A 25,048-nucleotide genomic window follows, 5' to 3' on the forward strand; every position below is an offset into this window, starting at 1 on the left:
TCTGTTAGTTTATAGACTATCTAATAGATTGAGTATACTTTTCTGTTATGCCACCAAAATCAGTGATGACACTCCATTTTATATTATAAATATTACTCTTATTTATAATTGGATATTCTTTAGAACCTAATGGAGGAATATATCCAGCATAATTAACTTGTCTATCATTAATATAGATAGAGTCAAAATTAATATAATAAGGTGAAGGATTTCTTACTTCAATCTTATCATTTTCTACTTTCCATTGTAGATGATTGGCAAAGTTTTCAGATGCCCCTTTTAAAGAGGGGGGACGTGTTAATAATTTAATACAGCTCGTTACACTAACTTGAAAGTTAATATTGGCTTTATCTAGCGTTTCTTTAGTTTTATTATCAACCCAATTATCGGCTTCTTTAGGAGGAACACCAAGTGCACATAACCAATTTAATGTTTCAATTTTTTCAGATTTATTGTAATCGGTATCAATAATACGTATTCTACTTTGTTGATTAGCCTCTAATTTTACTAATGGTGGTGTTAGGATAAAATTATTGTCTTTTTTATTTCTATTTTCATCTAAGACATAAACTTGAGCGAGGATTGGATAATCTTGCTCATTATAAATTGTAAGAGAAGTTCCTTTTTTATCTTCACTGTTATAGATAACGCGAGAAGCACCTAATTTTAAGCGAAACTCTTTTTTATTAAGATTTATATCATTATTTATTTCTTCTGATACAGCATTAATAGAAAAAATTGATAGCAAAAGAGATAACAAAAATTTTGTTTTTATATTCATTTTAAAGTCTTCTTAATATTTCTAGTAGTAAATTATTTTTGTTTCTACAATATTATTTTTTTTTAGCCATAGTTCTATTTCTTCGAATAGTTCAAAAGTATCCATTTCTAATATGGAAGAAAAGCTCAATATATATTCTAAAGTAAAAGATGTTTTACCATTTTCATATCTAGATATTTGTTGTTGACTTGGTTTTAATAATTTACCTAGTTCTTTGCCTGATAGGTTTTTTAATTTTCTTTTTTTTTTATAAAATGGCCAATAAACAAATTTAAATTGTTTCCAGTATTTAAAGTACTCATTTTTTAATTACCTTAAGTTAAATATTCTTTTATCTGAAGCCAAGGTTATATTTATTCAAATCTGTTGTAAAAGCGTTTTAAACGATCAATCAGTATAGTTTTGATAGGTTTTGTCTATTGTAATTGATTTATTGATCGGTTTTACCACTTCAAGTGGTTTTATTTTTCCGATATTTTTCTGATGTTTTTATTTTTTATGCTTAATGCATTGTTTTATATTAGAAAAATATATTGATGAGAAATAGAGTGATTGTTTTTGATATTAATGCTCACGAGAAAATATAATTCAAAGTGAGCCTAAAAAATGAGTAAGAATATAATAATAACTGTAATAATTTGTTTCTAATAATATGGCTATTCATTAAAAATAAAAATTAAATCATATTATGATGATTATTTATTTAATATCATTTTATGATTAGCATCTTTTTATATCGTTATATGATGACTATTTAGTTTGGATTTTTATTTAAAACTTAAAAAAGTCAGATGAATTAACAGATTTTTTAAAACGAGAGGAGAATAAGAAGAGGGATATTTTTTACTATCCGTTTATAAACAGATATAGACAGATAAAGCCCCAAAAGAGGCTTTATCTTTTTTAAGTATATTTCTTTTTATAGAAAGTAACTTATATTACTAACTTAATGACGGTATTACAGCTTACCAGAGTTCGCTTTCAGGTATTTAGCAACGCCATCTGGAGATGCGCCCATACCTTCTTGACCTTTTTCCCACTGAGCTGGACAAACTTCGCCGTGATCTTCGTGGAATTGCAGAGCGTCAACCATACGGATCATTTCGTCAATGTTACGACCTAATGGCAGGTCGTTAACCACTTGGTGACGAACAACACCTTCTTTATCAATCAGGAATGAACCACGCAGCGCTACGCCGGCTTCTGGGTGTTCGATACCATAGGCTTTGATGATGTCATGTTTGATATCAGCAACCATTGGGTATTTTACTTCACCAATACCACCATCATCGATAGGGGTTTTACGCCATGCGTTATGAACGAACTCAGAGTCCATAGAAACACCGATGATTTCCACACCGCGTTTTTGGAATTCTTCAAAACGGTGATCAAATGCAATCAGTTCTGAAGGGCAAACAAAGGTGAAATCCATTGGCCAGAAGAAAATAACGGCAGGTTTGCCTTTGATAAATGAATGCAGGTTGAAATCATTAACAATTTCACCGTTACCAAGAACAGCTGAAGCAGTGAAATCAGGGGCTTTACGAGTAACCAGAACCATAATGTACTCCTGTAGATTGAAATATTAAGGATATTTATACTCGTCATACTTCAAGTTGTAGCGTTGTTGACTGTGTTCATTCGCGCTAGTCACATACTTTTGTATGCTGCTAGTGACTCATTCACTTGTCGCCTAGCTACACCTCGAATTATTTAGAGTATGTACCCTGTTTTTAAATGATGGATACAGCATAAATAATCAATCGCTATCGATAAAGTCGAACAGAACAATCTATTTAATAGACTCTAACTATTAACTGAATACGATAAAGTAGGATTATTTATGACTCCTTGTATGACTCGGTATTCTAATCAACTTTGAAAACGAATACCACGCTTGTTAACAAATCGTTACCAATAAAGTGGTGGCTAATTCAAGCATCTTATTGATATTACAACGTAATATCAATATATAACAAAAAGATGAATTAAAAAATAAGTGTAAATGTATCAGTCATTCAACTGATGTTGTTGTGCTCTTTCTAGCAATTGTGGATAAAACTGCCAAAAAATCTCACTGAGTTCGCTGTAATGCGTTTCAAGAGTAATATAAGAACCTGCAAGTGCACTGAGTTTAGGCCGGCGGCGTGCCATTCCTTTTAATGTTTGTTCAATATAAGCGGGATCTGCATAACGGATAAGCCAAGATTGTGACCATAAGTATTCGTTGAGTTCTTGGAATTTTTCTGGTGTTTTCCATAAATCAGGTTCAATTATTTTTCGGGTCTGTGTTACAAATTCGGTGAGTGGTATTTGTGGCTCAAATTGAGACCAATTCAACGACAAAAAATGATCCCAAAAAACATCTAAGGTAATTGGAGCAACACGGCGATATTCAGTAGGGAAAAGTAAACGCGCTTCTTTTACTAAAGGATGTGTGTCTGTTAGCACATCAATGCGTCGGTGCATACGAATGCCTTCGACGACAGCGGGGCTGTAATCAGAGCTAGGCGTGCCTTTTACGTAATCAGCCATCATATTGCCTAATAGAGAGCTTTTTGCTCTAAAGGCGAGATGTAAGTGTGCGAGATAGTTCATTTCAATATCATAGCGCTTTTTAAATAAAAAAGAGCTTCTTTGTTGCACTGATTAGCTCTCAGCACTAGACTAGTCCGCCTGTTTTTTATCAATATAGCTGTTTAATTATGCGTGTATCAGATTTTCGTTTTGAACTACCTGAAGCCTTGATTGCTCATTATCCTCAGCCACAACGCAGTGGTTGTCGCTTGCTATCTCTTGATGGCACAACGGGGGAATTATCGCACGATGTATTTACGGATGTTTTAGATAAATTAAATGCTGGAGACTTGCTGGTTTTTAATAATACGCGAGTTATTCCTGCTCGTTTATATGGACGTAAAGCTTCTGGCGGTAAAATTGAGGTATTGGTTGAACGTATGCTTGATGAGCATCGCGTGTTGGCCCATGTAAGAGCATCTAAATCACCCAAAGAGGGCGCTGCGCTTATTCTTGGTGAGGATGAAAGTGTTCAAGCTACTATGGTAGCGCGTCACGATACACTTTTTGAAATCCGTTTTGATGATGAGCGAGATGTATTGACTATTCTCAATAGTATTGGGCATATGCCACTACCTCCTTATATTGATCGCCCTGATGAAGAATCTGATAAAGAGCTTTATCAAACGGTTTATAACGAGCGCCCAGGTGCGGTTGCTGCGCCAACGGCGGGTCTGCATTTTGACGAACCTTTACTTGAAGCTTTAAGAAATAAAGGTGTCGAGATGGCATTTGTTACCCTGCATGTAGGAGCGGGTACTTTTCAACCTGTTCGTGTTGATAATATTGAAGAGCACACCATGCATTCTGAATATGCAGAAGTGCCTCAAGATGTAGTGGATGCCGTATTAGCGTGCAAAGCACGTGGTAATAAAGTCGTTGCGGTAGGAACAACTTCTGTACGCTCTTTAGAAAGTGCTGCTAATGCGGCAAAAGATGCATTGATTGCTCCTTTCTTTGATGATACTCAGATTTTTATTTACCCAGGCTATAACTACCAAGTTATCGACGCATTAATTACCAACTTCCATTTACCCGAATCTACGTTGATTATGTTGGTATCTGCATTTGCAGGGTATAAAAATACCATGAATGCCTATAAAGAAGCAGTTGAACAACAATATCGCTTTTTTAGTTATGGAGATGCGATGTTTATTACGCGTAATCCATTAGCTATAGATGAAAAAGTTGGAATATAACTTAGATATATCATCAGAATTTATCGTTTTAAGTCTGTCTTTTAGGTCAAGTGTGTTGTTATTTCACTATTAACCCCCCGATGACCTTGACTCAACACGGGTTTTTATTGATGTAACATATACAGTCGTCTAACAAATGTTTAGAATGTGCTGTTTTTTTATTACGCATCAGACTGTTTTTCTGGTGCCCGGAGGATGTGTGAAATACGAATTACAAACGACTAATGGTAATGCACGTCGTGGTCGCCTTATTTTTGATCGTGGTGTTGTTGAAACACCTGCATTTATGCCCGTGGGTACTTACGGCACAGTTAAAGGAATGACTCCTGAAGAAGTGCAAGCAACAGGTGCACAAATCCTATTAGGTAATACTTTCCATTTGTGGCTGCGCCCTGGCCAAGAAATCATGAAATTACACGGTGATCTACATGATTTTATGCAATGGAAAGGACCAATTTTAACGGATTCAGGGGGGTTCCAAGTCTTTAGTTTAGGCGCAATGCGTAAAATTAAAGAAGAGGGAGTCCATTTCCGTAATCCCATTAATGGGGAAAAGATTTTTTTAAGCCCCGAAAAATCGATGGAAATTCAATACGACCTTGGCTCCGATATTGTGATGATTTTCGATGAATGTACGCCATATCCTTCAGATTGGGATTATGCAAAAAATTCAATGGAAATGTCTTTACGCTGGGCAAAACGTAGTCGTCAACGCTTTGATGAGTTAAATAACAAAAATTCATTATTCGGCATTATTCAAGGCGGTGTTTACGAAGATTTACGTGATATTTCCGTAAAAGGACTAGTCGAAATCGGTTTTGATGGTTACGCTGTCGGCGGCCTTGCAGTCGGTGAGCCGAAAGAAGACATGCATCGTATTTTAGAACATGTTTGTCCACAAATCCCAGCGGATAAACCCCGTTATTTAATGGGGGTTGGTAAGCCAGAAGATTTAGTTGAAGGTGTCCGTCGTGGTATTGATATGTTTGACTGTGTGATGCCAACACGAAATGCGCGAAATGGTCATCTTTTTGTGACTGATGGTGTAGTTAAAATTCGTAATGCAAAACATCGTTCAGATACATCAACGTTAGATGAGCATTGTGATTGCTATACATGCAAAAACTATAGCCGCGCTTACTTGCATCACCTTGATCGTTGTAACGAAATTTTAGGTGCAAGGCTGAATACAATTCACAATTTACGTTATTATCAGCGTCTCATGGCCGAAATTCGTCAGTCTATTGAAGATGGTCGTTTTGAAGAGTTTGTCCACGAATTCTACGAGCGTATCGGAAAACCCGTGCCACCGTTAAATAGCAGTACAAGTAAGTGTGATTAATGTATACGACAAAGCCCAATTCTGTGTATGATATTGGGCTTATAATTTGAATATCGTCGATATCGACAACAATGAGGAAAAGTGAATGAGTTTTTTCATTTCTGATGCTGTTGCTTCTGCTGGACAAGCAGCGCCTGAAGCAAGCTTTATGTCTATTTTACCGATGTTAGTGATCTTTATTTTGATTTTCTACTTTATGATCCTACGTCCACAGCAAAAACGTACTAAAGAACATCGTAAATTGATGGACTCTATTGGTAAAGGTGACGAAGTTTTAACCACTGGCGGTTTAATCGGACGCGTTGTTAAAGTTTCAGATAACGGCTATGTTGTTGTTGCTCTGAATGAAACAACTGAAGTAACCATCAAACGTGACTTTGTTGCTGCTGTGTTACCTAAAGGCACAATGAAAGCAATTTAATTTAATTTCCCCAAAGGGAAAAGGGAACTGCCGTGCTAAACCGTTATCCTTTGTGGAAGTATCTGATGCTGATATTCGCTATCCTCATCGGTCTGCTTTACGCACTTCCTAACCTATATGGTGAGGATCCGGCTGTTCAAATCACTGGCGCGCGGGGAACCGCCGCCAATGAGCAAACACTGGATCAAGTTCGATCTTTATTAGATAAAGAAAAAATAGAAGCGAAATCAATTGCACTGGAAAATGGTGCGATATTGGCTCGTTTCAATAACCCTGATATTCAGTTACGTGCCCGTGAAGTGTTGTTACCTGCTTTAGGTGACCAGTTCGTTGTTGCACTTAACCTTGCTCCTGCAACACCAAAATGGTTAGAAGCCATTGGTGGTGAGCCAATGAAACTGGGGTTAGACTTACGTGGTGGTGTTCACTTCCTGATGGAAGTTGATATGGACACTGCGCTAGGCAAACTTCAGGAACAAAATGTTGAGAGTCTACGTACTTTATTACGTGACGAAGGCATTGCGTATTCTTCTATCCGTAAAACGGATAATTATGGTGTTGAAGTTCGTTTTCGTAACTCAGATGATCGCTCTAAAGCTTCAGATTACCTCTCTCGTCGTAACCCAGATTTAATTTTTAGAGATGGTGCTAATAACTCTTTAAGAGCAATTTTTACTGATGAACGTTTACGTGATGCACGTACTTATGCAGTACAACAAAACATCACCATTTTACGTAACCGTGTAAACCAACTCGGTGTTGCTGAGCCATTAGTTCAACGTCAAGGCGCTGACCGTATTGTTGTTGAATTACCAGGTATCCAAGATACTGCTCGTGCAAAAGAAATTTTAGGTGCAACTGCAACATTAGAATTCCGTTTAGTAAATACTGCTGTTGACCCATCAGCGCTAGAAACAGGCCGTATCCCGGGTGACTCAGAAGTGAAATATACCCGTGATGGTGCTCCTGCCATTCTCTATAAACGCGTTATTTTAACGGGTGATCATATTACAGACTCAACGTCTCAGTCTGATGAATATGGTCAGCCACAAGTGAGTATTTCACTTGATAGTGCGGGTGGTTCCATTATGTCTAATTTTACAAAAGATAACGTCGGTAAACCGATGGCAACGCTTTTTGTAGAATATAAAGACAGTGGAAAACGCGATGAAAATGATCGTGCAATATTGGTAAAAAATGAAGAAGTCATTAACGTTGCCAATATTCAAACACGTTTAGGAAATAGCTTCCGTATTACGGGAATTTCTAACGCAAATGAAGCACGCCAATTATCGCTGTTACTTCGTGCAGGTGCTTTGATTGCACCAATCCAAATTGTTGAAGAAAGAACCATTGGGCCAACTTTAGGTCTTCAGAACATTACACAAGGTTTAGAAGCGTGTTTATGGGGTCTGATTGCTTCTGTAGCCTTTATGATTCTTTATTATCGTAAATTTGGTGTGATTGCGAGTACCGCATTAATGGCGAACTTGGTGTTGATTGTCGGGGTAATGTCATTATTACCCGGTGCAACGCTAACAATGCCAGGTATTGCAGGTATTGTGTTAACACTTGCGGTAGCGGTCGATGCTAACGTACTGATAAACGAACGTATTAAAGAAGAGTTACGTAACGGACGCTCAGTACAGCAAGCAATCCATGAAGGTTATAAAGGAGCCTTCTCCAGTATTATTGATGCGAACTTAACCACACTGATTACAGCGGTGATCCTTTATGCGGTCGGTACTGGCTCTATTAAAGGCTTTGCAATCACAACTGCTATCGGGGTTGCGACCTCCATGTTTACCGCTATTGTCGGTACTCGTGCGATAGTCAACCTGCTGTATGGTGGTAAACGCATTAAGAAACTGTCTATTTAAGGAGCACGTTGTGGCACAGGATTATACTGTTGAACAATTAAACCACGGTCGTAGAGTCATTGACTTTATGCGTTGGGACAACGTCGCCTTTAGTATTTCGTTTCTGCTTTTGGTAGCGTCAATTGCTATCATTTCCGTGAAAGGATTTAACTGGGGATTGGATTTTACTGGGGGTACGGTAATTGAGATCAATCTCAGTCAGCCGGCAGACCTTGATAAAATGCGTGATAGCCTAGCAGCTGCTGGTTATAAAGATCCTCTGTTACAGAACTTCGGTAGCAGCCGCGATATTATGGTGCGTATGCCTCCTGTTGAAGGACAGGCAGGACAAGAATTAGGTAAGAAAATCATCGATATTATCAATGTTGAAATTGATAACGATGCGACAGTTAAACGGATTGAATTTGTTGGGCCAAGTGTAGGTAGTGAATTGGCTCAAACGGGGGCAATGGCGTTATTATCTGCACTTATCTGTATTCTTATTTATGTTGGATTCCGTTTTGAATGGCGTTTGGCGCTGGGTGCTGTTATTTCCCTTGCGCATGACGTAGTGATTACGCTCGGTTTACTTTCACTATTTCAAATAGAAGTCGACTTAACCATTGTGGCATCATTGATGTCTGTTATCGGTTACTCACTAAACGATAGTATTGTTGTATCAGACCGTATTCGTGAGAACTTCCGTAAAATTCGTCGTGGAACATCATATGAAATTATGAACGTTTCTTTGACGCAGACATTAAGCCGTACCATCATGACATCAGCAACAACATTGTTAGTTGTATTAATGCTGTATATCTTTGGTGGTTCAATGCTCAAAGGCTTCTCTTTAGTTATGTTGATCGGTGTTACGATAGGTACAATTTCTTCCATTTATGTGGCTTCTGCGTTAGCACTGAAAATGGGCATGAAACGTGAACACTTGATTGTACAAAAAGTGGAAAAAGAGGGTGCGGATCAGACAACTCTCTTACCTTAATTGAGTGTTTCTCTGATAAAACATCGCGGACACCCTGCCAGTTAATGACTGACAGGGTGTTTTTTGTTCACTGAACAGGTACACTGTTTATGAGTATTGTCAAAAAGTAGGAATAACTATGCATTGCCCATTTTGTGGAGCCGTAGATACCAAAGTAATTGATTCCAGACTTGTTGGTGATGGTTCACAAGTGCGCCGTCGTCGTCAATGTCTTGTATGCCATGAGAGATTTACTACCTTTGAAGTCGCAGAACTGGTGATGCCTAGGGTAGTAAAAAGTGATGAAATACGTGAACCCTTTGATGAAGAAAAATTACGTAGAGGCATGTTAAAAGCATTAGAAAAACGCCCTGTAAGTTCTGATGATGTTGAGGCGGCAATTAGCCAAATTAAATCACAACTAAGAGCCACGGGTGAGCGAGAAATTCCATCAAAAGAGATTGGTAATTTTGTTATGGAGCAATTGAAAAAGCTCGATAAAGTTGCCTATATTCGTTTTGCTTCTGTTTATCGTAGCTTTGAAGATATTCGTGATTTTGGCGAAGAAATTGCCAAATTACAGGATTAAGAAATAAACTTTAATTTAATAATTTGAAAAATAACGATAAATAATAAATTTAAATGTAATTATTATGATAAATAACAACAATAACATCGATTTTACTGACCACCACGATGATGAGAAATTCATGCGTCGTGCTATTGAGCTTGCAGCACTTGGTCGTTTTACTACATCACCCAACCCTAATGTTGGATGTGTGATTGTTAAAGAGGGTGAAATTATTGGTGAAGGTTACCATCATCATGCTGGCGGCCCTCATGCAGAAGTTAATGCATTAAAAATGGCAGGTAATAATGCTAAAGGGGCAACAGCTTATGTCACTTTAGAACCTTGTAGTCATTTTGGTAAAACGCCACCTTGTGCAGATGCTTTGGTTAATGCTGGCATAGTGCGAGTTGTTGCAGCCATGCAAGATCCTAACCCTCAAGTTGCAGGGCGTGGCTTACATAAATTACTGACTGCGGGCATTGATGTTTCTCATGGTGTATTGATGCAAGAAGCTGAAAAACTTAATGTTGGCTTTTTTAAGCGTATGAGAACAGGATTCCCTTATATCCAACTCAAATTAGGTGCATCTTTAGATGGTAAAACGGCACTGGCTAATGGCGAAAGCCAATGGATAACATCTAAAGCTGCTCGTCAAGATGTGCAAAATTTCAGAGCACAAGCCAGTGCAATTTTGACGACAAGTGCCACTGTATTGGCAGATAATCCCTCAATGAATGTACGCTGGGATGAACTTTCTAACGAAATTAAAGCCATTTATCCACAAGAAGAACTACGCCAGCCCATTAGAATTATTACCGATAGTCAAAACAGAGTAACGCCAAAACACAAAATCACGCAAATTGAAGGAGAGTGTTGGTTAGCGCGTACTCACTCTCAAAAAAATGAGTGGCAAGGAAATGTCTGTGAAATTTTATTACCTACGAATGGTAAGAATAATGGCGTTGATCTTGTTTTACTAATGATGCAATTAGGTCGACGTAATATTAATACCCTGTGGGTAGAAAGTGGTGCTCATTTTGCTGGCGCATTATTAGAAGCTGGGTTAGTAGACGAGCTAATTATTTATATTGCACCTAAAATTTTAGGTAACGATGCTAGGGGATTATTTGCACTTTCACCGCTATCATCGTTATCCGAAGCTCCTGAATTTACAATAGATTCACTTCAACAAATTGGCTCTGATATTAGAGTCTGCTTAAAACCTCGTTATTAATAGACGCAAATAAGTGTGTCTACGGCGCTATTTGTAGTAAAATGGCGCCGTGTGTGTTATTTCCTGTCGTTACGACATTGTTATCAGCCAACTAAATGCCTTGATTTATCAAGGGTTTTTGGCTCCTTTGCTGTGTAATAATAAAACAGAGCGCAGTAAAGGAAAGAATATGATAAAATCCGCGCCCCGCGGATAGGAGAAAAAGGTAACCTATGAACGTAATCAAAGGTGTTGTCGCGGCGCAAAACGCACGCGTAGCAATTGCAATTGCCCGTTTTAATAATTTCATCAACGACAGCCTATTAGAAGGTGCGATTGATGCATTAGAACGCATTGGACAAGTTTCCTCTGAAAATATTACCGTCGTTTGGGTTCCAGGTGCTTATGAGCTACCGTTAACGGTTAAAGCGTTAGCAGAAACCGACAAATATGATGCAGTTATCGCATTAGGTACTGTTATCCGTGGTGGAACCGCACATTTTGAATACGTTGCTGGCGAATGTAGTTCAGGCTTATCTCAAGTTGCAATGCAAAGTGAGATCCCTGTGACTTTTGGTGTTTTAACAACTGAAAGTATTGAACAGGCTATTGAACGCGCTGGTACTAAAGCGGGCAACAAAGGTGCTGAAGCAGCAATGACAGCACTTGAAATGATCAATGTACTTAAAGCCATAAAGGGCTAATCATCTGTTTTAACTAAAGGGGAATTTTGTGAAACCTGCTGCTCGTCGTCGTGCTCGTGAGTGTGCTGTTCAGGCTATCTACTCATGGCAATTATCCGGAAATGACATCGCGGATGTGGAATTGGAGTTTTTATCCGAGCAGGATACCCAAGGTGTAGATATTGCTTACTTTCGTCAGCTTTTAGTGGGTGTTGCTATTAATGCAGCTCGTTTAGATAAGGCAATGGAACCTTATTTATCCCGCCAATTGGAAGAGTTAGGCCAAGTTGAAAAAGCGATTTTACGTTTAGCAATGTTTGAACTTAGCTTCCGTGAAGATGTTCCTTACAAAGTTGCGATTAACGAAGCGATTGAGCTGGCTAAGGTATTTGGTGCGGACGATAGCCATAAGTTTGTTAATGGCGTTCTTGATAAAGCGGCACCTGTTGTTCGTAAAAAATAACGTTATTCACGTTTCCTCTATGGTAAATCAATAATCCAAGGCCGGTATTTCCGGCCTTTTGTTTAATATGCTCTGCTTAATAGGGAATAGATAATGCCTTGTGGTGAATTTGATCTTATCAAGCAATATTTCACTTCACAGCCTGTAAAGCGAAAGGATGTCAGTACGGGAATTGGCGATGATTGCGCAATCCTGACGGTACCAGAAAAACAACAAATTGCGATTAGTACTGACACTCTTGTGAGTGGGATCCATTTTCTTCCGACTATCTCCCCTGAAGATCTCGCTTATAAAGCCCTTGCTGTAAATATTAGTGATATTGCTGCTGTTGGCGCCGATCCTTCGTGGGCCTCACTGGCATTAACGCTCCCTGATACTAATAGTGATTGGCTTGAGGCATTTAGCCGTTCTTTCTTTGCTTTAGCTGATTATTACGCCATCCAATTAATTGGTGGTGATACAACGCGAGGCCCATTAAGTTTAACAATAACCATACAAGGGCTTGTTCCACAAGGAACTGCATTATTACGATCAGGTGCCAAGATTGGTGATTGGATTTATGTCACTGGAACATTAGGTGATAGTGCCGCTGGGCTTGCCATATTACAAAATAGATTACATCCAACCGCGCCAGCAAATCGTGATTACTTTGTTGCGAGACATTTACGGCCACAGCCTAGGCTATTGCAAGGACAGGCATTACGTCATTTAGCCACATCAGCGATAGATATTTCAGATGGCTTAATTTCTGATTTAAACCATATTTTATCGGCAAGTGGTTGCGGTGCTCGCCTTAACTTAGATGCTTTACCTTATTCTGCGGCAATGAAAGAAGAAGTTAGCTCTGAGCAAGCTGAAATATGGGCGCTAAGCGGTGGTGAAGATTATGAATTATGTTTTACCGTGCCAGAAATTAACCGGGGTGCATTAGATATTGCACTTGCTCATACTGGTGCTGATTTTCACTGTGTAGGACAAATAATGCCAATTGCGGAAGGTATTCGTTATTTGCGTGATGGTAAAGAAGTACATCCTTCACTGAAAGGATTTGATCATTTTAGCGCAGAGAGCATTGATTGAACTAATCAATAACTGTTGGTTAATAACTAAATAATTATTAAGTAAAAGGCGCTAATAAGCGCCTTTTTCAGGATCGTGATAACATCCAGATTAATTAAGCCAGATATTATCAGTAACCTGCTATCTTAGTTTTTCTTAACAAATTCAGATTTTAACTTCATTTGCCCAAAACCATCAATTTTACAATCAATGTTATGGTCGCCTTCCACTAAACGGATACCTTTTACTTTGGTACCAATTTTCAACATGGTCGAACTACCTTTTACTTTTAAATCTTTAATCACAGTCACTGCATCGCCATCGGCTAATAGATTGCCGTTAGCATCTTTAACCACTAATTCATCGCTTTCAACGACAGGCTCAGAATCATTCCACTCATGCGCACATTCAGGGCACACATACATTGCACCATCTTCATAGGTGTATTCTGAATTGCACTTAGGACAAGAAGGTAATGACATAATAATACTCTCAAATTTTATCAAAATGGGGAGTGATAAATCATTTAAATACGAATAACACTAGCCCAATAAATTAAAGAACACATTATCGTTTAAGAGTGAAAATCCCAAAGCAATGCCCAAAATGGGTCTGCATCAGATAATGCGAAAGGGCAACAGTATAATAGATTTGATGAAAAATTTCATCCTTCACCAATTATGATGGCGCGAGTGAATAAAAAAGGATTAATATAGGGCGTTAAAGAAGAAATAAAGGCGAAGATTTATAGTTTTAAAAATTAACTAACAAGTTGATATTTAATGGTTATTTAAATAAATTTAATTAAAAATAAACGCCCCCAGATTAAAAGAGAGCATCATCAATAATAGTGTTGATCTTCTTGTTCTTATTTTGTGAAATTGATCACTGAACCACGCTCAATAAGCTTCGGTGTAAGTACCAACACATTGGCTTTAGCATCGATATTTTCCATACGATGGAGTAATTGATTAACGGCAAGTTTACCTAATTCATCTTTTGGCTGATGAATCGTTGAAAGTGGTGGGATCATATAAGAAGCAAGATCAATATCGTCGTAACCCATCACCGAAATATCTTCAGGTACACGTAGTCCTTTTTGATAAATTGCCTGATAAGCGCCAACAGCCATTGCATCATTACAGGTAAAAACTGCTTGTGGTAATTTAGCTAGTGAAAGTAATTTCTGCATGGCTGTTAATCCCCCCGCAAATTCGAAATCACTGGTTAAGACAAATTCTTCACGGATAGGGAGTCCTGCTTTTTGCATTGCATTGTAATAGCCTTGTAGGCGATATTTTGCTGGTAATTTATCTTGAGGGCCTGCAATACAAGCTATTTCAGTAAAACCTTTATCAATAAGGTATTGTGTTGCCATTTCGCCACCTAATAGTGAATTATCTTGAATAATATCTCCGCCATATTCAAATGGTGACCAATCCATCATTACCATAGGCAAACGAGGATAACGGCTAAGAACTTCGCTAGAAGGTGTGCGTGATTCAGTACACATCAACAATAAACCATCAACGCGTTTTTGTAACAATGTTTCAAGGCTGCTATCCATACGTTCATAGTCGCCTTCTGTGTTGCATAAAATTAAGCTGTAACCACGTTCATAGCAACTACGCTCAACCCCACGCACTACTTCAGCGTAGAATGGATTATTACTTGTTGTTACCAACATACCGATTGTATGTGTGCAGTTCATTTTTAAACTGCGTGCGAGTGCGGAAGGGGCGTAATTTAAAGATTCAATTGCATCATTGACCTTTTTACGAATGCCTTCACTGACATAACGGTTGTTATTGATAACATGTGAAACGGTTGATGTCGAAACGCCCGCTAAACGGGCGACATCTTTCATTGTTGCCAAGGTTTTATGCTCGCTCTGCTAAAAAAGATTCAATTTCATCTCGCCAAGGTACTGATGATTGGGCTCCGTGGCGTGTTACGGCAATTGCGGCAGCAGCATGTGCGAAACGGATAGCTTCAATGGAAGATTTACCTTCTAGTATTGCAGCCACAAATGCGCCATTAAATGTATCACCTGCGGCGATGGTATCAACAGCTTCTACACTAAAACCAGGAATAATCGTTCCTTTCCCTTGTTCACTAAACCAAACTCCACGGCTACCTAAGGTTATAAGAACCTGTTTAATTCCTTTGCTATGTAATACTTCTGCTGCTTTTGCGGCGCCTGATTCATCATGCACAGAAATACCTGTTAATATTTCTGCCTCTGTCTCATTTGGCGTAATAACATCAATAAAACTCAGAAATTCATCCGACAAAGGCAGTGCGGGGGCTGGGTTTAAAATTACTTTTGTTTGATGTGATTTAGCTAATTTTGCCGCGGCAAATACGGTATCTAATGGAGATTCTAGCTGCATTAATAGCGCATCAGCATGCTCAATGGCATGGTGATACTGTGTGAAATGAGCCGGGGTTAACGCTGCATTTGCACCAGCACTAATACTAATAACGTTTTCGCCTTGTTCATTAACCAATATCATTGCAACACCTGTTGGTGTTTCTGGGATAATACTGATGGCATAGGTTTGAATATTATCCGTTTTTAATTGAGCAATGATATCGCTACCAATAGAATCATCACCCACACAGGCGATAAATAAGGTATCAGCACCACTGCGGCCACAAGCAACAGCTTGATTAGCACCTTTACCGCCAAAGGCAATTTTGTAGTGATGACCAATAATTGTTTCACCAGGCTTAGGAAATTGTGAAATATTCATAATGTGATCAACATTAATGCTACCAAGTACAGCAAGGCGAGGTGTTGTCATAGCCATTATCCTTGTGGAAAACGTTTTTAATGATTAAAGCTGCCACGAAGCGAAAAAACTTCGTGGCATAATTTTTGTTATTTTTTGATAACTAATTCAAGCTCAACAGGGATTGTTGCATCCACCTTTTCGCCTTTTAGAATTTTATCTGCGGTTTGGATCCCGATAATACCAATTTGATCAGGGCGTTGTGCTATCGTTGCACCTAAAACGCCACGATTAACGGCTTTAATGCCATCATTAGTACCATCAAATCCAATGACTAACACATCAGTGCGGCCCGCAGTTTGTAGTGCTCGCAATGCACCTAATGCCATTTCATCATTTTGAGCAAATACGGCTTGAACAGCAGGGTAGGCTGTCAGTAAGTTTTGCATCACATTAAGACCTTTAGTGCGGTCGAAATCAGCAGGTTGGCTTGCTAATACATTGATTTTATGTGCATCAACCGCTTGCTTAAAGCCGTCACCACGTTCACGTGAAGCTGAAGTTCCTGTGATCCCTTCTAGTTGGATCACTTTGGCATCATTTCCTATTTTATCAGCAATATAATCGCCCGCCATTTTACCGCCGAGGCGGTTATCAGAAGCCACATGACTTACCACATCGCCTTTGTTTGCAACACGGTCTAACGTGATAACAGGAATATTGGCTTTGTTCGCCATAATTACCGCGTTACCCACCGCATCAGAATCTGTTGGGTTAATCAGCATTAAACGAGTGCCTTTTACTGTTAAATCTTGCACGTTAGCAAGCTCTTTGGCTGGATTATCCATCGAATCGAGCACCACTAAATCGTAACCTAAACGGTTAGCCTCTTTCTGAGCACTGTCTTTCATGGTGACAAAGAAAGGATTATTTAGTGTGGAAATAACAAGCGCGATAGATTCTTTTGCAAAAGCATTGGCGCTGATTGTGGCGCTAAGTGCAACAACAGAAAGAAGTGTTGCCATCTTTTTTAGTTTCATAATATAAATTCCTGTCGGGTTCGGATTAAGAGAAAAGAGCGTTATTTTTTGTTATCTACCAAAACAGCAAGTAATATGACGACTGCTTTTACTATCATTTGATAATTTGATGATATACCTAATAAATTCAGTGCGTTATTTAGAAATCCTAAAATTAAAGCCCCAATCAACGTACCGATAATGCGACCTTTACCACCAGCCAAACTCGTGCCACCAAGCACAACGGCGGCAATAGCATCAAGTTCATAACCATTACCGGCCATTGGCTGCGCTGATGAGAGGCGTGCAACTTCGATAACACTCGCAAGAGCGGCTAATAAACCACATAAGGCATAAACGGCAATTTTAATTTTATCGACGCTAATTCCCGATAAACGTGTTGCAGATTCATTGCCCCCAAGAGCATAGATATAGCGACCTAAACGGGTGTGATGTAATAAATACCAAGCAGCTAAAAAGACTATCATCATTAACCAGATAGGGGTTGGAATACCAAAAGGACGTCCAATACCAAACCAGCTAAAAAGATCCGCATTATCGCTAAAGCCGGTATTTATTGGACTACCATCGGTATAAACACGCGTAACACCACGTAGCAATAACATCATCACTAAGGTAGCAATAAAAGCTTGTACCTTACCTTTAGCAACGATAATGCCTGTAACACCACCTATTGCTGCACCAAGTGCTAATGCACCAACAACTGCGACCATCGCATTGACATCCGCACTGACCATAGAAGCAGCAACAGCACCGGTTAATGCCAATAATGAGCCAACAGATAAATCAATACCGGAGGTTAAAATGACTAATGTCATGCCTACAGCCATAATGGCGTTAACCGAGGTTTGTTGTAGAATGTTGAAAATATTGTTTAAAGTGAAAAAATTTGGGCTGAGTGTAGAAACCACAACAATCAAAATCAGTAATGCAATTAGTGATTTTTGCTCTAGCAACCAAGCTTTAGAAAACCAGCGTTTTGACGCTGGCATTGAATTAGTACTCATATCAAACTCCTACCTCTGCGCCATATTGTTTGCCAACCGCAGCCGCCATTAGCATCTCTTGTGTGACATTGTGAGCTGAAAATTCGCCACTAATACGCCCCTCATGCATGACTAAAATGCGGTCACTCATCCCCATTACCTCAGGCATTTCTGAAGAAATTAAGATGATACTTAATCCTTCTTGTTTGAATTTATTTATTAGCTGATAAATCTCTTTTTTCGCACCAACATCGACACCACGAGTTGGTTCATCAAGAATGAGTACTTTAGGACGAGTCATTAAGCCTCTGGCAATAGCAACTTTTTGCTGGTTTCCTCCTGAGAGAAAACCAATGGTTTGATCCATCGACGGTGTTTTTATATTGAACAATTTAATAAAATCACCCACAGTAAGTTGCTCTTCTTTATGGTTAAGCACACTCATTGAATTACTAAAATAGCGCAGGGCGGTTAATGACATATTTTCTTTAACTGACATACCAAGTACTAAGCCATCGCGTTTTCTATCTTCAGAAATATAAACGATACCTTGTTCAAGACCTTCAGCAGGTTTGGTTATTTGGCAAGGTTTGCCATCTAATTCAACAGTGCCGTTAGTTTTTGTTAATGCGCCGTAGATGATTTTCATTAATTCAGTACGACCAGCACCCATTAATCCTGAAATACCTAAAATTTCATTTTCATGTAATGAAAAACTGACGTCATGCACATCTTTGCCACTTAAATTAATGACATTAAGTTTAGTTTTTCCTAAAGGGATATTAATGCGGGGGTATTGCTCTTCTAATTTTCGGCCTACCATCATTTCAATTAAGGTATCTTCTTGTAATGAAGCAACGGTTTTTTCGCCGATAAATTGCCCATCACGTAGCACCGTAACATCGTCGCAAATTTCAAAAATTTCTTTTAAACGGTGAGAGATGTAAACAATGCCGCAACCTTGATTTCTTAGCTCTCTAATTACGCTAAAAAGAGATTCAGTTTCTGTATCAGTAAGCGCATCGGTTGGTTCATCCATGATGATAACGTTAGACTCAAAACTAAGTACTTTGGCAATTTCAACCATTTGTTGATCACCAATTGATAATTCAGATACTAAACGGTGGCTGCTATATGAGAGGTTTAATCGGGCTAAAAGCTTATCAGCTTCTGCGTACATTTTTTTCCAATCAATAGCGCCAAAAGCGCGAGTAAACTCACGACCTAAAAAGATATTTTCAGCAATGGTGAGTTCAGGAATTAGATTAAGCTCTTGATGAATAATACCAATACCCGCTTCTTGAGATGATTTTGGACCATTGAATGAACAATTATTTCCTTGATAAATGACTTCACCCGCATCTTTTTTATAAATACCGGTTAGTACTTTCATTAATGTAGATTTACCTGCACCATTTTCCCCGACAAGAGCCATGACTCGCCCTGGGTAAATGCGCAATGTTGCTCCTGATAAGGCTTTTACGCCAGGAAATGACTTATCAATATCTTTGAGTTCAAGTAAAGGTTCCATATTTCCCTCAGAAGGTCACGCCGGAAAACAGTACGATATTGGCATAAGGTGAGCATTCACCCGTTCTGATTACTGCTTTATTTTTAGGTAGTTGCTTTTTAAATTCTTCATGGGTGACATAAAAAATCGCAATGGAGTTTTTTTGTTGTTGTTCTAATAAATGCAGATAAGTTGTGATTTCACTTAATAAAATGGGATTTATGCTTTTGATTTCTTCAGCCAACATAACCGCTTCAATTTGCATTTCATGGGTTATGGTTTGTAAGACGGATATAAAATCAGGGATCCCTTGAGTTAATGCAAGGTCAATACGCTCAACGCAGGAGGGAATAGGTAATCCAGCATCCGCAATAGTTATTCTATCTGTATGGCCAAGACATGAAATAACCGTAGAAATATGGCTATTTAGTAATACCCCTTTCTTCATTTCTTCCTCCTCAGCGAAACGTTTCGCTATGCATATACTAGAAAATAAAAGGTAGAAAACAAGCAGGAGTTATTTGAATTGTGAGCGAGATCGAAACGTTTCGTTAGCAAGCAAAAAGAAAGGAAAATCTAACTAATTGAAAAAATTAACGCTGAATGGATTCAACTTTAAATATGATTTTCTATTGTGATTATTGCTAGTGGTATTATATTTTATGTCGGTTATTAAGAATTAATTATTACAATACTAGAGGGTAATTTTTTAAAAGAAAGTTAAAGGAGAAGTGGCTAAGATTTTAATTAGTCGCTCCTATTTATGAAATAGGAACGACTTTTAAAGCTTATGAATCAATTTATTAGATTATAAGTGATAATGGATTCTTCAATGCCTTTAGCATCAAGTTTTAAATCTGCTCTGATCTCTTCTTGTCCACCTTGTGGTACAAAAAGATCAGGAATACCTAAGTTTAAGACCGGTACTAAGCAACGTTCTTGCATTAGTAGTTCATTAACACCGCTACCAGCTCCACCCATAATTGCGTTTTCTTCTAGCGTAACAAGTGTATCGTGTTGTTGTGCTAATGACCGAATAAGTGATTTATCGAGTGGTTTAATAAAGCGCATATCCACAACTGTTGCATCAAGTTTTTCTGCTGCTTTTAAGGCTTCTGGAAGTAGTGTACCGAAGTTAAGAATAGCAATACCTTTACCTTGGCGACGAATAATGCCTTTACCAATTGGTAATGTTGAAAGAGGCTGTAACTCAGCGCCAATACTTGAGCCTCTTGGATATCGAACAGCGACAGGGCCTTCTTGATACTGATACCCAGTATGAAGCATTTGGCGACATTCGTTTTCATCACTTGGTGCCATTATGACCATATTAGGTATACAACGTAAGAATGAGAGATCAAAAGCACCTTGGTGAGTTTGACCATCAGCACCGACAATTCCACCCCGATCAATAGCAAAAAGAACGGGTAATTTTTGGATGGCAATGTCATGGATAACTTGGTCGTAAGCACGCTGTAAAAAGGTTGAGTAAATAGCCACTACAGGTTTATAACCACCTATAGCTAAACCTGCGGCAAAAGTCACTGCATGTTGCTCTGCTATCGCTACATCAAAATATTGCTCAGGGTACTCTTTAGAGAAGCGTACCATGCCTGAGCCTTCGCGCATTGCAGGGGTAATTGCCATTAATTTAGGATCAGTGGCTGCTTCTTCACATAACCATTCACCAAAAATTTTGGAGAATGTTGGACGTGCATTAGGGGTTTTAGGTAGTGTCCCTGTTTGTGGATCAAATTTAGGTACTGCGTGCCAGCTAATTGGGTCTCGTTCTGCTGGCGCATAACCACGACCTTTCTTGGTCATAATATGCAGTAATTGAGGGCCTTTTAAATCACGCATATTGGTTAATGTTTGTACCAATGCGATGACATCATGACCATCAACAGGCCCAATATAATTAAAGCCCAATTCTTCAAACATGGTGCCGGGAACCACCATGCCTTTAATGTGTTCTTCAGTTTTTTTCAGTAATTCTTTAATTGGCGGAATACCAGAAAAAACTTTTTTCCCACCTTCGCGTAAGGTGGTGTACAGTTTGCCTGAAAGTAGTTGTGCTAGGTGATTATTTAGCGCACCTACGTTTTCTGAAATTGACATCTCATTATCGTTAAGCACAACCAACATATCTGGTTCAATATCACCCGCATGATTCATTGCTTCAAAAGCCATACCTGCGGTGATTGCACCATCACCAATAACACAGACTGTTTTTCTGCCTAGATTTTCTTGTTCGGCTGCAACAGCCATTCCAAGACCCGCACTAATAGAGGTAGATGAGTGACCGACACAAAGTTTGTCATATTCACTCTCTTCGCGCCAAGGGAATGGATGTAAACCATTTTTTTGGCGAATAGTATCAATACGATCACGGCGACCTGTTAAGATCTTATGCGGGTAGGCTTGGTGTCCCACATCCCAGATAAGGTTATCAAAAGGTGTTTTATAGACATAATGAAGGGCAACGGTTAACTCAATAGCACCTAAACCTGAGGCGAAGTGACCACTTGAGCGGCTGACACTGTTAAGAAGAAATAGCCTTAGCTCATCACAGAGTTTGGGTAAACTCTCTTTTGGTAAAAGGCGCAAATCTTCAGGAGTATCAACTAACGCCAGTGTGGGATATTTTTCGATATCAATGCTCATGTGATGCCTATTAATTAATCACTTAAATAGGGAAAGAACAGGTAAGCTGCTCTCTTTATTTTTTATTAGTTTTTCCGTTCAACGATAAAACTCGCTAATTGTTTAAGCGTGGTTGTATCGTACTCGTATTGCTCTAGAAACGCTAAAGCATCCAATGCTTCGTTATACAATTCTTGTGCTTTCTTTTGAGCTTGCTCTAAACCAAGTAATGCAGGATAAGTACTTTTACCTGATTCTTGATCACTTCCTTGGCGTTTTCCGGTCTCTTCTGTGCTACCAATAACATCTAAAATGTCATCTTGCACTTGAAAGGCTAGTCCAATGGAGTGTGCATATTTATCTAAAGCGGGTAAAACATCATGACCTTTTTGACCCGCAGTAAATGCGCCAAGGCGAACTGCGGCACGAATTAATGCACCCGTTTTATGCAAATGGATTTTTTCAAGAGAGACTAAATCGACTGATTTATCTTCAGCATCAAGATCAAGTGCTTGACCACCACACATCCCCGCAAGGCCACTGGCTGTTGCTAATTCTGAAATCATAGCAATGCGATCTGACATAGTAACATCTGGCATTGAATTCTTGGCTAAAATCTCAAAAGCTAAAGTTTGTAAAGCATCCCCGGCTAAAATGGCATTGGCTTCACCAAACTCAATATGACAAGTAGGTTTACCGCGGCGCAGGTCATCGTTATCCATTGCTGGCAGGTCATCATGAATAAGTGAATAAGCATGAATACACTCAACAGCCGCCGCGGGAGCATCAAGATTAATAGTAGGAACTTTAAACATTTCACCGACAGTATAAACAAGAAAAGGGCGTAAGCGTTTGCCACCTAAAAGAGCACCATAGTGCATGGCTTTGCCTAATGGCATATCGGTGAAAGGAAGTGCTGATAATGCTTGATTTAATGCATCATCGACACGTTGATGCGCTAAATGTAATTTTTGACGGAATGTATCCGAATTTGAAATAGCGTTACTCAATTATTCAGCCTCTTGGATAAATTCATCAGGAGCAGAATTGTCGTCCTCTTTTAGAAGGATACGAACGCGTTGCTCGGCATCTTGTAAGGTTTTCTGTCCAACACGGGCTAGATGAACGCCGTGTTCAAACTCATTGAGCGCCTCTTCTAAAGGCAATTCACCTGATTCTAAGCGGTTAACTATTTGCTCAAGTTCTTGCATTGATGCTTCAAAGCTTGGTACTTGAGCGATGTCTTCGTTAATAGATGTCGTTTTTTTAGCCATAATATTTCTGATAATAAAGCATGTTAGCTGAATAATAGCGATCATCTTACTACACTTAAGCAGAAAATTTCTTATTCAGTCAGTGATTTTTGCGGGTGAGCCCTAAATATTGGTGATATACTTTGTGACTTTTATAAACTCCAGTCAATCAACATCACTGTAGTTTATGTATCTACTTAATAACCTATGACTAATTGACTATGAAGTTTATTATTAAATTATTTCCAGAAATCACAATCAAAAGCCCTTCTGTACGTTTACGTTTTATCAAAATTCTTACTAGTAATATTCGTAATGTATTAAGCACGTTAGGTGAGGATACTACAGTTGTTCGTAATTGGGACAATATTATCGTAGTAAGTAAAGATGAAAGTAAAAGTGCTGATGTTTGTGATGCATTAACTCGAATTCCGGGTATCCATCATTTTTTACAAGTTGAAGAGCACAGCTATACCGATTTACACCATATTTTTGAGCAAACATTTGCTGCATTTGGGCATTTAGTTGAAAATAAAACGTTCTGTGTTCGTGCTAAGCGTCGTGGCAAACATAGCTTTACTTCAAATGAAGTTGAGCGTTATGTCGGTGGTGGTTTTAATCAGCATGTTGAAAGTGCAAAAGTTAAATTAACGCGTCCTGATGTCACTATTAATTTAGAAATTGAAGACGATAAACTTATTTTAGTTAATGCACGATACGAAGGTATTGGTGGTTTCCCTATTGGTACCCAAGAAGATGTTTTATCGCTGATTTCCGGTGGTTATGACTCAGGTGTATCAAGTTATATGCTAATGCGTCGTGGTAGCAGGGTTCACTATTGTTTCTTTAATTTGGGTGGTTCTGCTCACGAAATCGGTGTTAAACAAGTTGCTCACTATTTATGGAACCGCTTTGGCCGTTCTCATAAAGTACATTTTGTTGCCGTTGATTTTGAGCCCGTTGTCGCAGAAATTTTAGAAAAAGTTGATGATGGCCAAATGGGTGTTGTGCTTAAGCGTATGATGGTACGTGCGGCATCACGTGTTGCAGAGCGTTATGGTGTGCAGGCGATAGTAACAGGTGAAGCATTAGGTCAAGTTTCTAGTCAAACATTAACAAATCTACGTTTGATTGATAATGCGACAGACACTTTAATTTTGCGTCCACTGATTACACATGATAAAGAAAACATTATTAATATTGCGCGCCAAATAGGTACTGAAGATTTTGCACGTACCATGCCAGAATTCTGTGGTGTTATTTCAAAAAGTCCAACCGTAAAAGCCGTTAAAGAGAAAATAGAAGCGGAAGAAGAGAAATTCGATTTTGCTATTTTAGATACTGTTGTTGAAAACGCTAAAAATATGGATATCCGTCGTATTGCTGAAGAAACTGTACAGCAAGTGGTTGAAGTTGAAACAGTTTCTGAATTTACAGCTAATGATGTTGTTTTGGATATTCGTTCTCCAGAAGAACAAGAGAGCTCACCATTGAAACTCGACGGCGTTGAAGTTCAAGAGTTACCTTTCTATAAATTAGGTACTCAATTTGGTGATTTAAATAAAGAAAAAACATATTTACTCTACTGCGACCGCGGTATGATGAGTCGTTTACAGGCACTTTTTTTACGAGAGCAAGGTTTTGATAACGTAAAAGTTTATCGTAAAAAGTAGCATAATAAACCTTTTAATCTGCCAAATTTAAAAGCCACTGATAGAGTGGCTTTTTTGGTTT

The 25,048-nt window shown here is 38.7% G+C and carries 24 protein-coding genes and 1 pseudogene; 11 read left to right on the top strand and 14 right to left on the bottom strand.

The features are described from left to right. Window positions 1-16 precede the first annotated feature (16 nt). From M997_RS04980 to M997_RS04990, 4 genes and pseudogenes are all read right to left on the bottom strand, one after another. On the bottom strand, window positions 17-781 hold the full coding sequence (locus M997_RS04980; protein WP_064719011.1) for a fimbrial biogenesis chaperone: 765 nt from the start codon (window positions 779-781) through the stop codon (window positions 17-19). Window positions 782-802: 21 nt separating this feature from the next. Continuing rightward, window positions 803-970, bottom strand: a pseudogene (locus M997_RS17150) (helix-turn-helix domain-containing protein); the annotation flags it as partial. A 769-nt stretch (window positions 971-1,739) separates the two neighbouring features. Next, window positions 1,740-2,342 carry a peroxiredoxin C gene (locus M997_RS04985; protein WP_064719012.1) on the bottom strand — a complete coding sequence of 201 codons (603 nt, stop codon included), beginning with the start codon at window positions 2,340-2,342 and terminating at the stop codon, window positions 1,740-1,742. A gap of 449 nt (window positions 2,343-2,791) precedes the next feature. Beyond that, a complete protein-coding gene (locus M997_RS04990) occupies window positions 2,792-3,379 on the bottom strand; it encodes an acyl carrier protein phosphodiesterase (protein WP_064719170.1) in 588 nt (195 codons plus the stop codon). A gap of 107 nt (window positions 3,380-3,486) precedes the next feature. Between M997_RS04990 and queA the strand changes: the two genes are divergently transcribed. The 10 genes from queA to thiL all read left to right on the top strand — a co-directional run bounded on the left by queA (window position 3,487) and on the right by thiL (window position 13,168). Continuing rightward, window positions 3,487-4,557 carry a tRNA preQ1(34) S-adenosylmethionine ribosyltransferase-isomerase QueA gene (queA, locus tag M997_RS04995; protein WP_064719013.1) on the top strand — a complete coding sequence of 357 codons (1,071 nt, stop codon included), beginning with the start codon at window positions 3,487-3,489 and terminating at the stop codon, window positions 4,555-4,557. A 199-nt stretch (window positions 4,558-4,756) separates the two neighbouring features. Then, a complete protein-coding gene (gene tgt / locus M997_RS05000) occupies window positions 4,757-5,899 on the top strand; it encodes a tRNA guanosine(34) transglycosylase Tgt (protein WP_064719014.1) in 1,143 nt (380 codons plus the stop codon). An 85-nt stretch (window positions 5,900-5,984) separates the two neighbouring features. After that, window positions 5,985-6,320 carry a preprotein translocase subunit YajC gene (gene yajC / locus M997_RS05005; RefSeq protein WP_064719015.1) on the top strand — a complete coding sequence of 112 codons (336 nt, stop codon included), beginning with the start codon at window positions 5,985-5,987 and terminating at the stop codon, window positions 6,318-6,320. Window positions 6,321-6,352: 32 nt separating this feature from the next. Next, window positions 6,353-8,200 carry a protein translocase subunit SecD gene (gene secD / locus M997_RS05010; RefSeq protein WP_074379334.1) on the top strand — a complete coding sequence of 616 codons (1,848 nt, stop codon included), beginning with the start codon at window positions 6,353-6,355 and terminating at the stop codon, window positions 8,198-8,200. 10 nt (window positions 8,201-8,210) lie between these two features. Next, entirely contained in the window at window positions 8,211-9,179 is a 969-nt protein-coding gene (secF, locus tag M997_RS05015) for a protein translocase subunit SecF (RefSeq protein WP_064719017.1), read from the top strand. A gap of 118 nt (window positions 9,180-9,297) precedes the next feature. Further along, complete coding sequence (gene nrdR / locus M997_RS05020) at window positions 9,298-9,747, top strand: transcriptional regulator NrdR (RefSeq protein WP_064719018.1); 450 nt, start codon at window positions 9,298-9,300, stop codon at window positions 9,745-9,747. A gap of 64 nt (window positions 9,748-9,811) precedes the next feature. Then, the gene (gene ribD / locus M997_RS05025) at window positions 9,812-10,963 is read left to right on the top strand and encodes a bifunctional diaminohydroxyphosphoribosylaminopyrimidine deaminase/5-amino-6-(5-phosphoribosylamino)uracil reductase RibD (RefSeq protein ID WP_064719019.1); all 1,152 of its coding nucleotides are present in this window, start codon (window positions 9,812-9,814) and stop codon (window positions 10,961-10,963) included. A 212-nt stretch (window positions 10,964-11,175) separates the two neighbouring features. Continuing rightward, the gene (gene ribH / locus M997_RS05030) at window positions 11,176-11,646 is read left to right on the top strand and encodes a 6,7-dimethyl-8-ribityllumazine synthase (protein WP_064719020.1); all 471 of its coding nucleotides are present in this window, start codon (window positions 11,176-11,178) and stop codon (window positions 11,644-11,646) included. A 28-nt stretch (window positions 11,647-11,674) separates the two neighbouring features. Further along, window positions 11,675-12,088: a transcription antitermination factor NusB gene (gene nusB / locus M997_RS05035; protein ID WP_064719021.1), complete on the top strand. Its 414-nt coding sequence runs from the start codon at window positions 11,675-11,677 to the stop codon at window positions 12,086-12,088. Between the two features lie 93 nt (window positions 12,089-12,181). Next, window positions 12,182-13,168 (top strand): thiamine-phosphate kinase, encoded by a 987-nt coding sequence (gene thiL, locus M997_RS05040; protein ID WP_064719022.1) that lies wholly within the window; start codon window positions 12,182-12,184, stop codon window positions 13,166-13,168. A 125-nt stretch (window positions 13,169-13,293) separates the two neighbouring features. Here thiL and M997_RS05045 read toward each other — a convergent pair whose 3' ends face one another. The 10 genes from M997_RS05045 to xseB all read right to left on the bottom strand — a co-directional run bounded on the left by M997_RS05045 (window position 13,294) and on the right by xseB (window position 23,335). Continuing rightward, entirely contained in the window at window positions 13,294-13,629 is a 336-nt protein-coding gene (locus M997_RS05045; protein WP_064719023.1) for a zinc ribbon domain-containing protein YjdM, read from the bottom strand. Window positions 13,630-14,015: 386 nt separating this feature from the next. Then, window positions 14,016-15,023 (bottom strand): ribose operon transcriptional repressor RbsR, encoded by a 1,008-nt coding sequence (gene rbsR, locus M997_RS05050; protein WP_169816676.1) that lies wholly within the window; start codon window positions 15,021-15,023, stop codon window positions 14,016-14,018. A gap of 4 nt (window positions 15,024-15,027) precedes the next feature. Beyond that, window positions 15,028-15,954: a ribokinase gene (gene rbsK, locus M997_RS05055; RefSeq protein ID WP_064719025.1), complete on the bottom strand. Its 927-nt coding sequence runs from the start codon at window positions 15,952-15,954 to the stop codon at window positions 15,028-15,030. Window positions 15,955-16,031: 77 nt separating this feature from the next. Further along, complete coding sequence (rbsB, locus tag M997_RS05060; protein ID WP_064719026.1) at window positions 16,032-16,922, bottom strand: ribose ABC transporter substrate-binding protein RbsB; 891 nt, start codon at window positions 16,920-16,922, stop codon at window positions 16,032-16,034. Between the two features lie 41 nt (window positions 16,923-16,963). Continuing rightward, complete coding sequence (rbsC, locus tag M997_RS05065; RefSeq protein WP_064719027.1) at window positions 16,964-17,929, bottom strand: ribose ABC transporter permease; 966 nt, start codon at window positions 17,927-17,929, stop codon at window positions 16,964-16,966. Between the two features lies 1 nt (window position 17,930). Continuing rightward, window positions 17,931-19,439, bottom strand: coding sequence for a ribose ABC transporter ATP-binding protein RbsA (rbsA, locus tag M997_RS05070; RefSeq protein ID WP_064719028.1), 1,509 nt, complete (start codon window positions 19,437-19,439; stop codon window positions 17,931-17,933). 7 nt (window positions 19,440-19,446) lie between these two features. Next, entirely contained in the window at window positions 19,447-19,866 is a 420-nt protein-coding gene (gene rbsD, locus M997_RS05075; RefSeq protein WP_064719029.1) for a D-ribose pyranase, read from the bottom strand. Window positions 19,867-20,213: 347 nt separating this feature from the next. Further along, window positions 20,214-22,082, bottom strand: a complete 1,869-nt coding sequence (dxs, locus tag M997_RS05080) for a 1-deoxy-D-xylulose-5-phosphate synthase (protein WP_064719030.1) — start codon at window positions 22,080-22,082, stop codon at window positions 20,214-20,216. Between the two features lie 65 nt (window positions 22,083-22,147). Beyond that, window positions 22,148-23,071 (bottom strand): (2E,6E)-farnesyl diphosphate synthase, encoded by a 924-nt coding sequence (ispA, locus tag M997_RS05085; RefSeq protein WP_064719031.1) that lies wholly within the window; start codon window positions 23,069-23,071, stop codon window positions 22,148-22,150. Continuing rightward, entirely contained in the window at window positions 23,072-23,335 is a 264-nt protein-coding gene (gene xseB, locus M997_RS05090; RefSeq protein ID WP_064719171.1) for an exodeoxyribonuclease VII small subunit, read from the bottom strand. It abuts the gene before it with no gap. Window positions 23,336-23,535: 200 nt separating this feature from the next. Here xseB and thiI point away from each other — a divergent pair, with 200 nt between their 5' ends. Next, complete coding sequence (gene thiI, locus M997_RS05095; protein ID WP_064719032.1) at window positions 23,536-24,987, top strand: tRNA uracil 4-sulfurtransferase ThiI; 1,452 nt, start codon at window positions 23,536-23,538, stop codon at window positions 24,985-24,987. Window positions 24,988-25,048: the final 61 nt, after the last annotated feature.

This window comes from Proteus hauseri ATCC 700826, from assembly GCF_001654965.1.
Taxonomy (GTDB): domain Bacteria; phylum Pseudomonadota; class Gammaproteobacteria; order Enterobacterales; family Enterobacteriaceae; genus Proteus; species Proteus hauseri.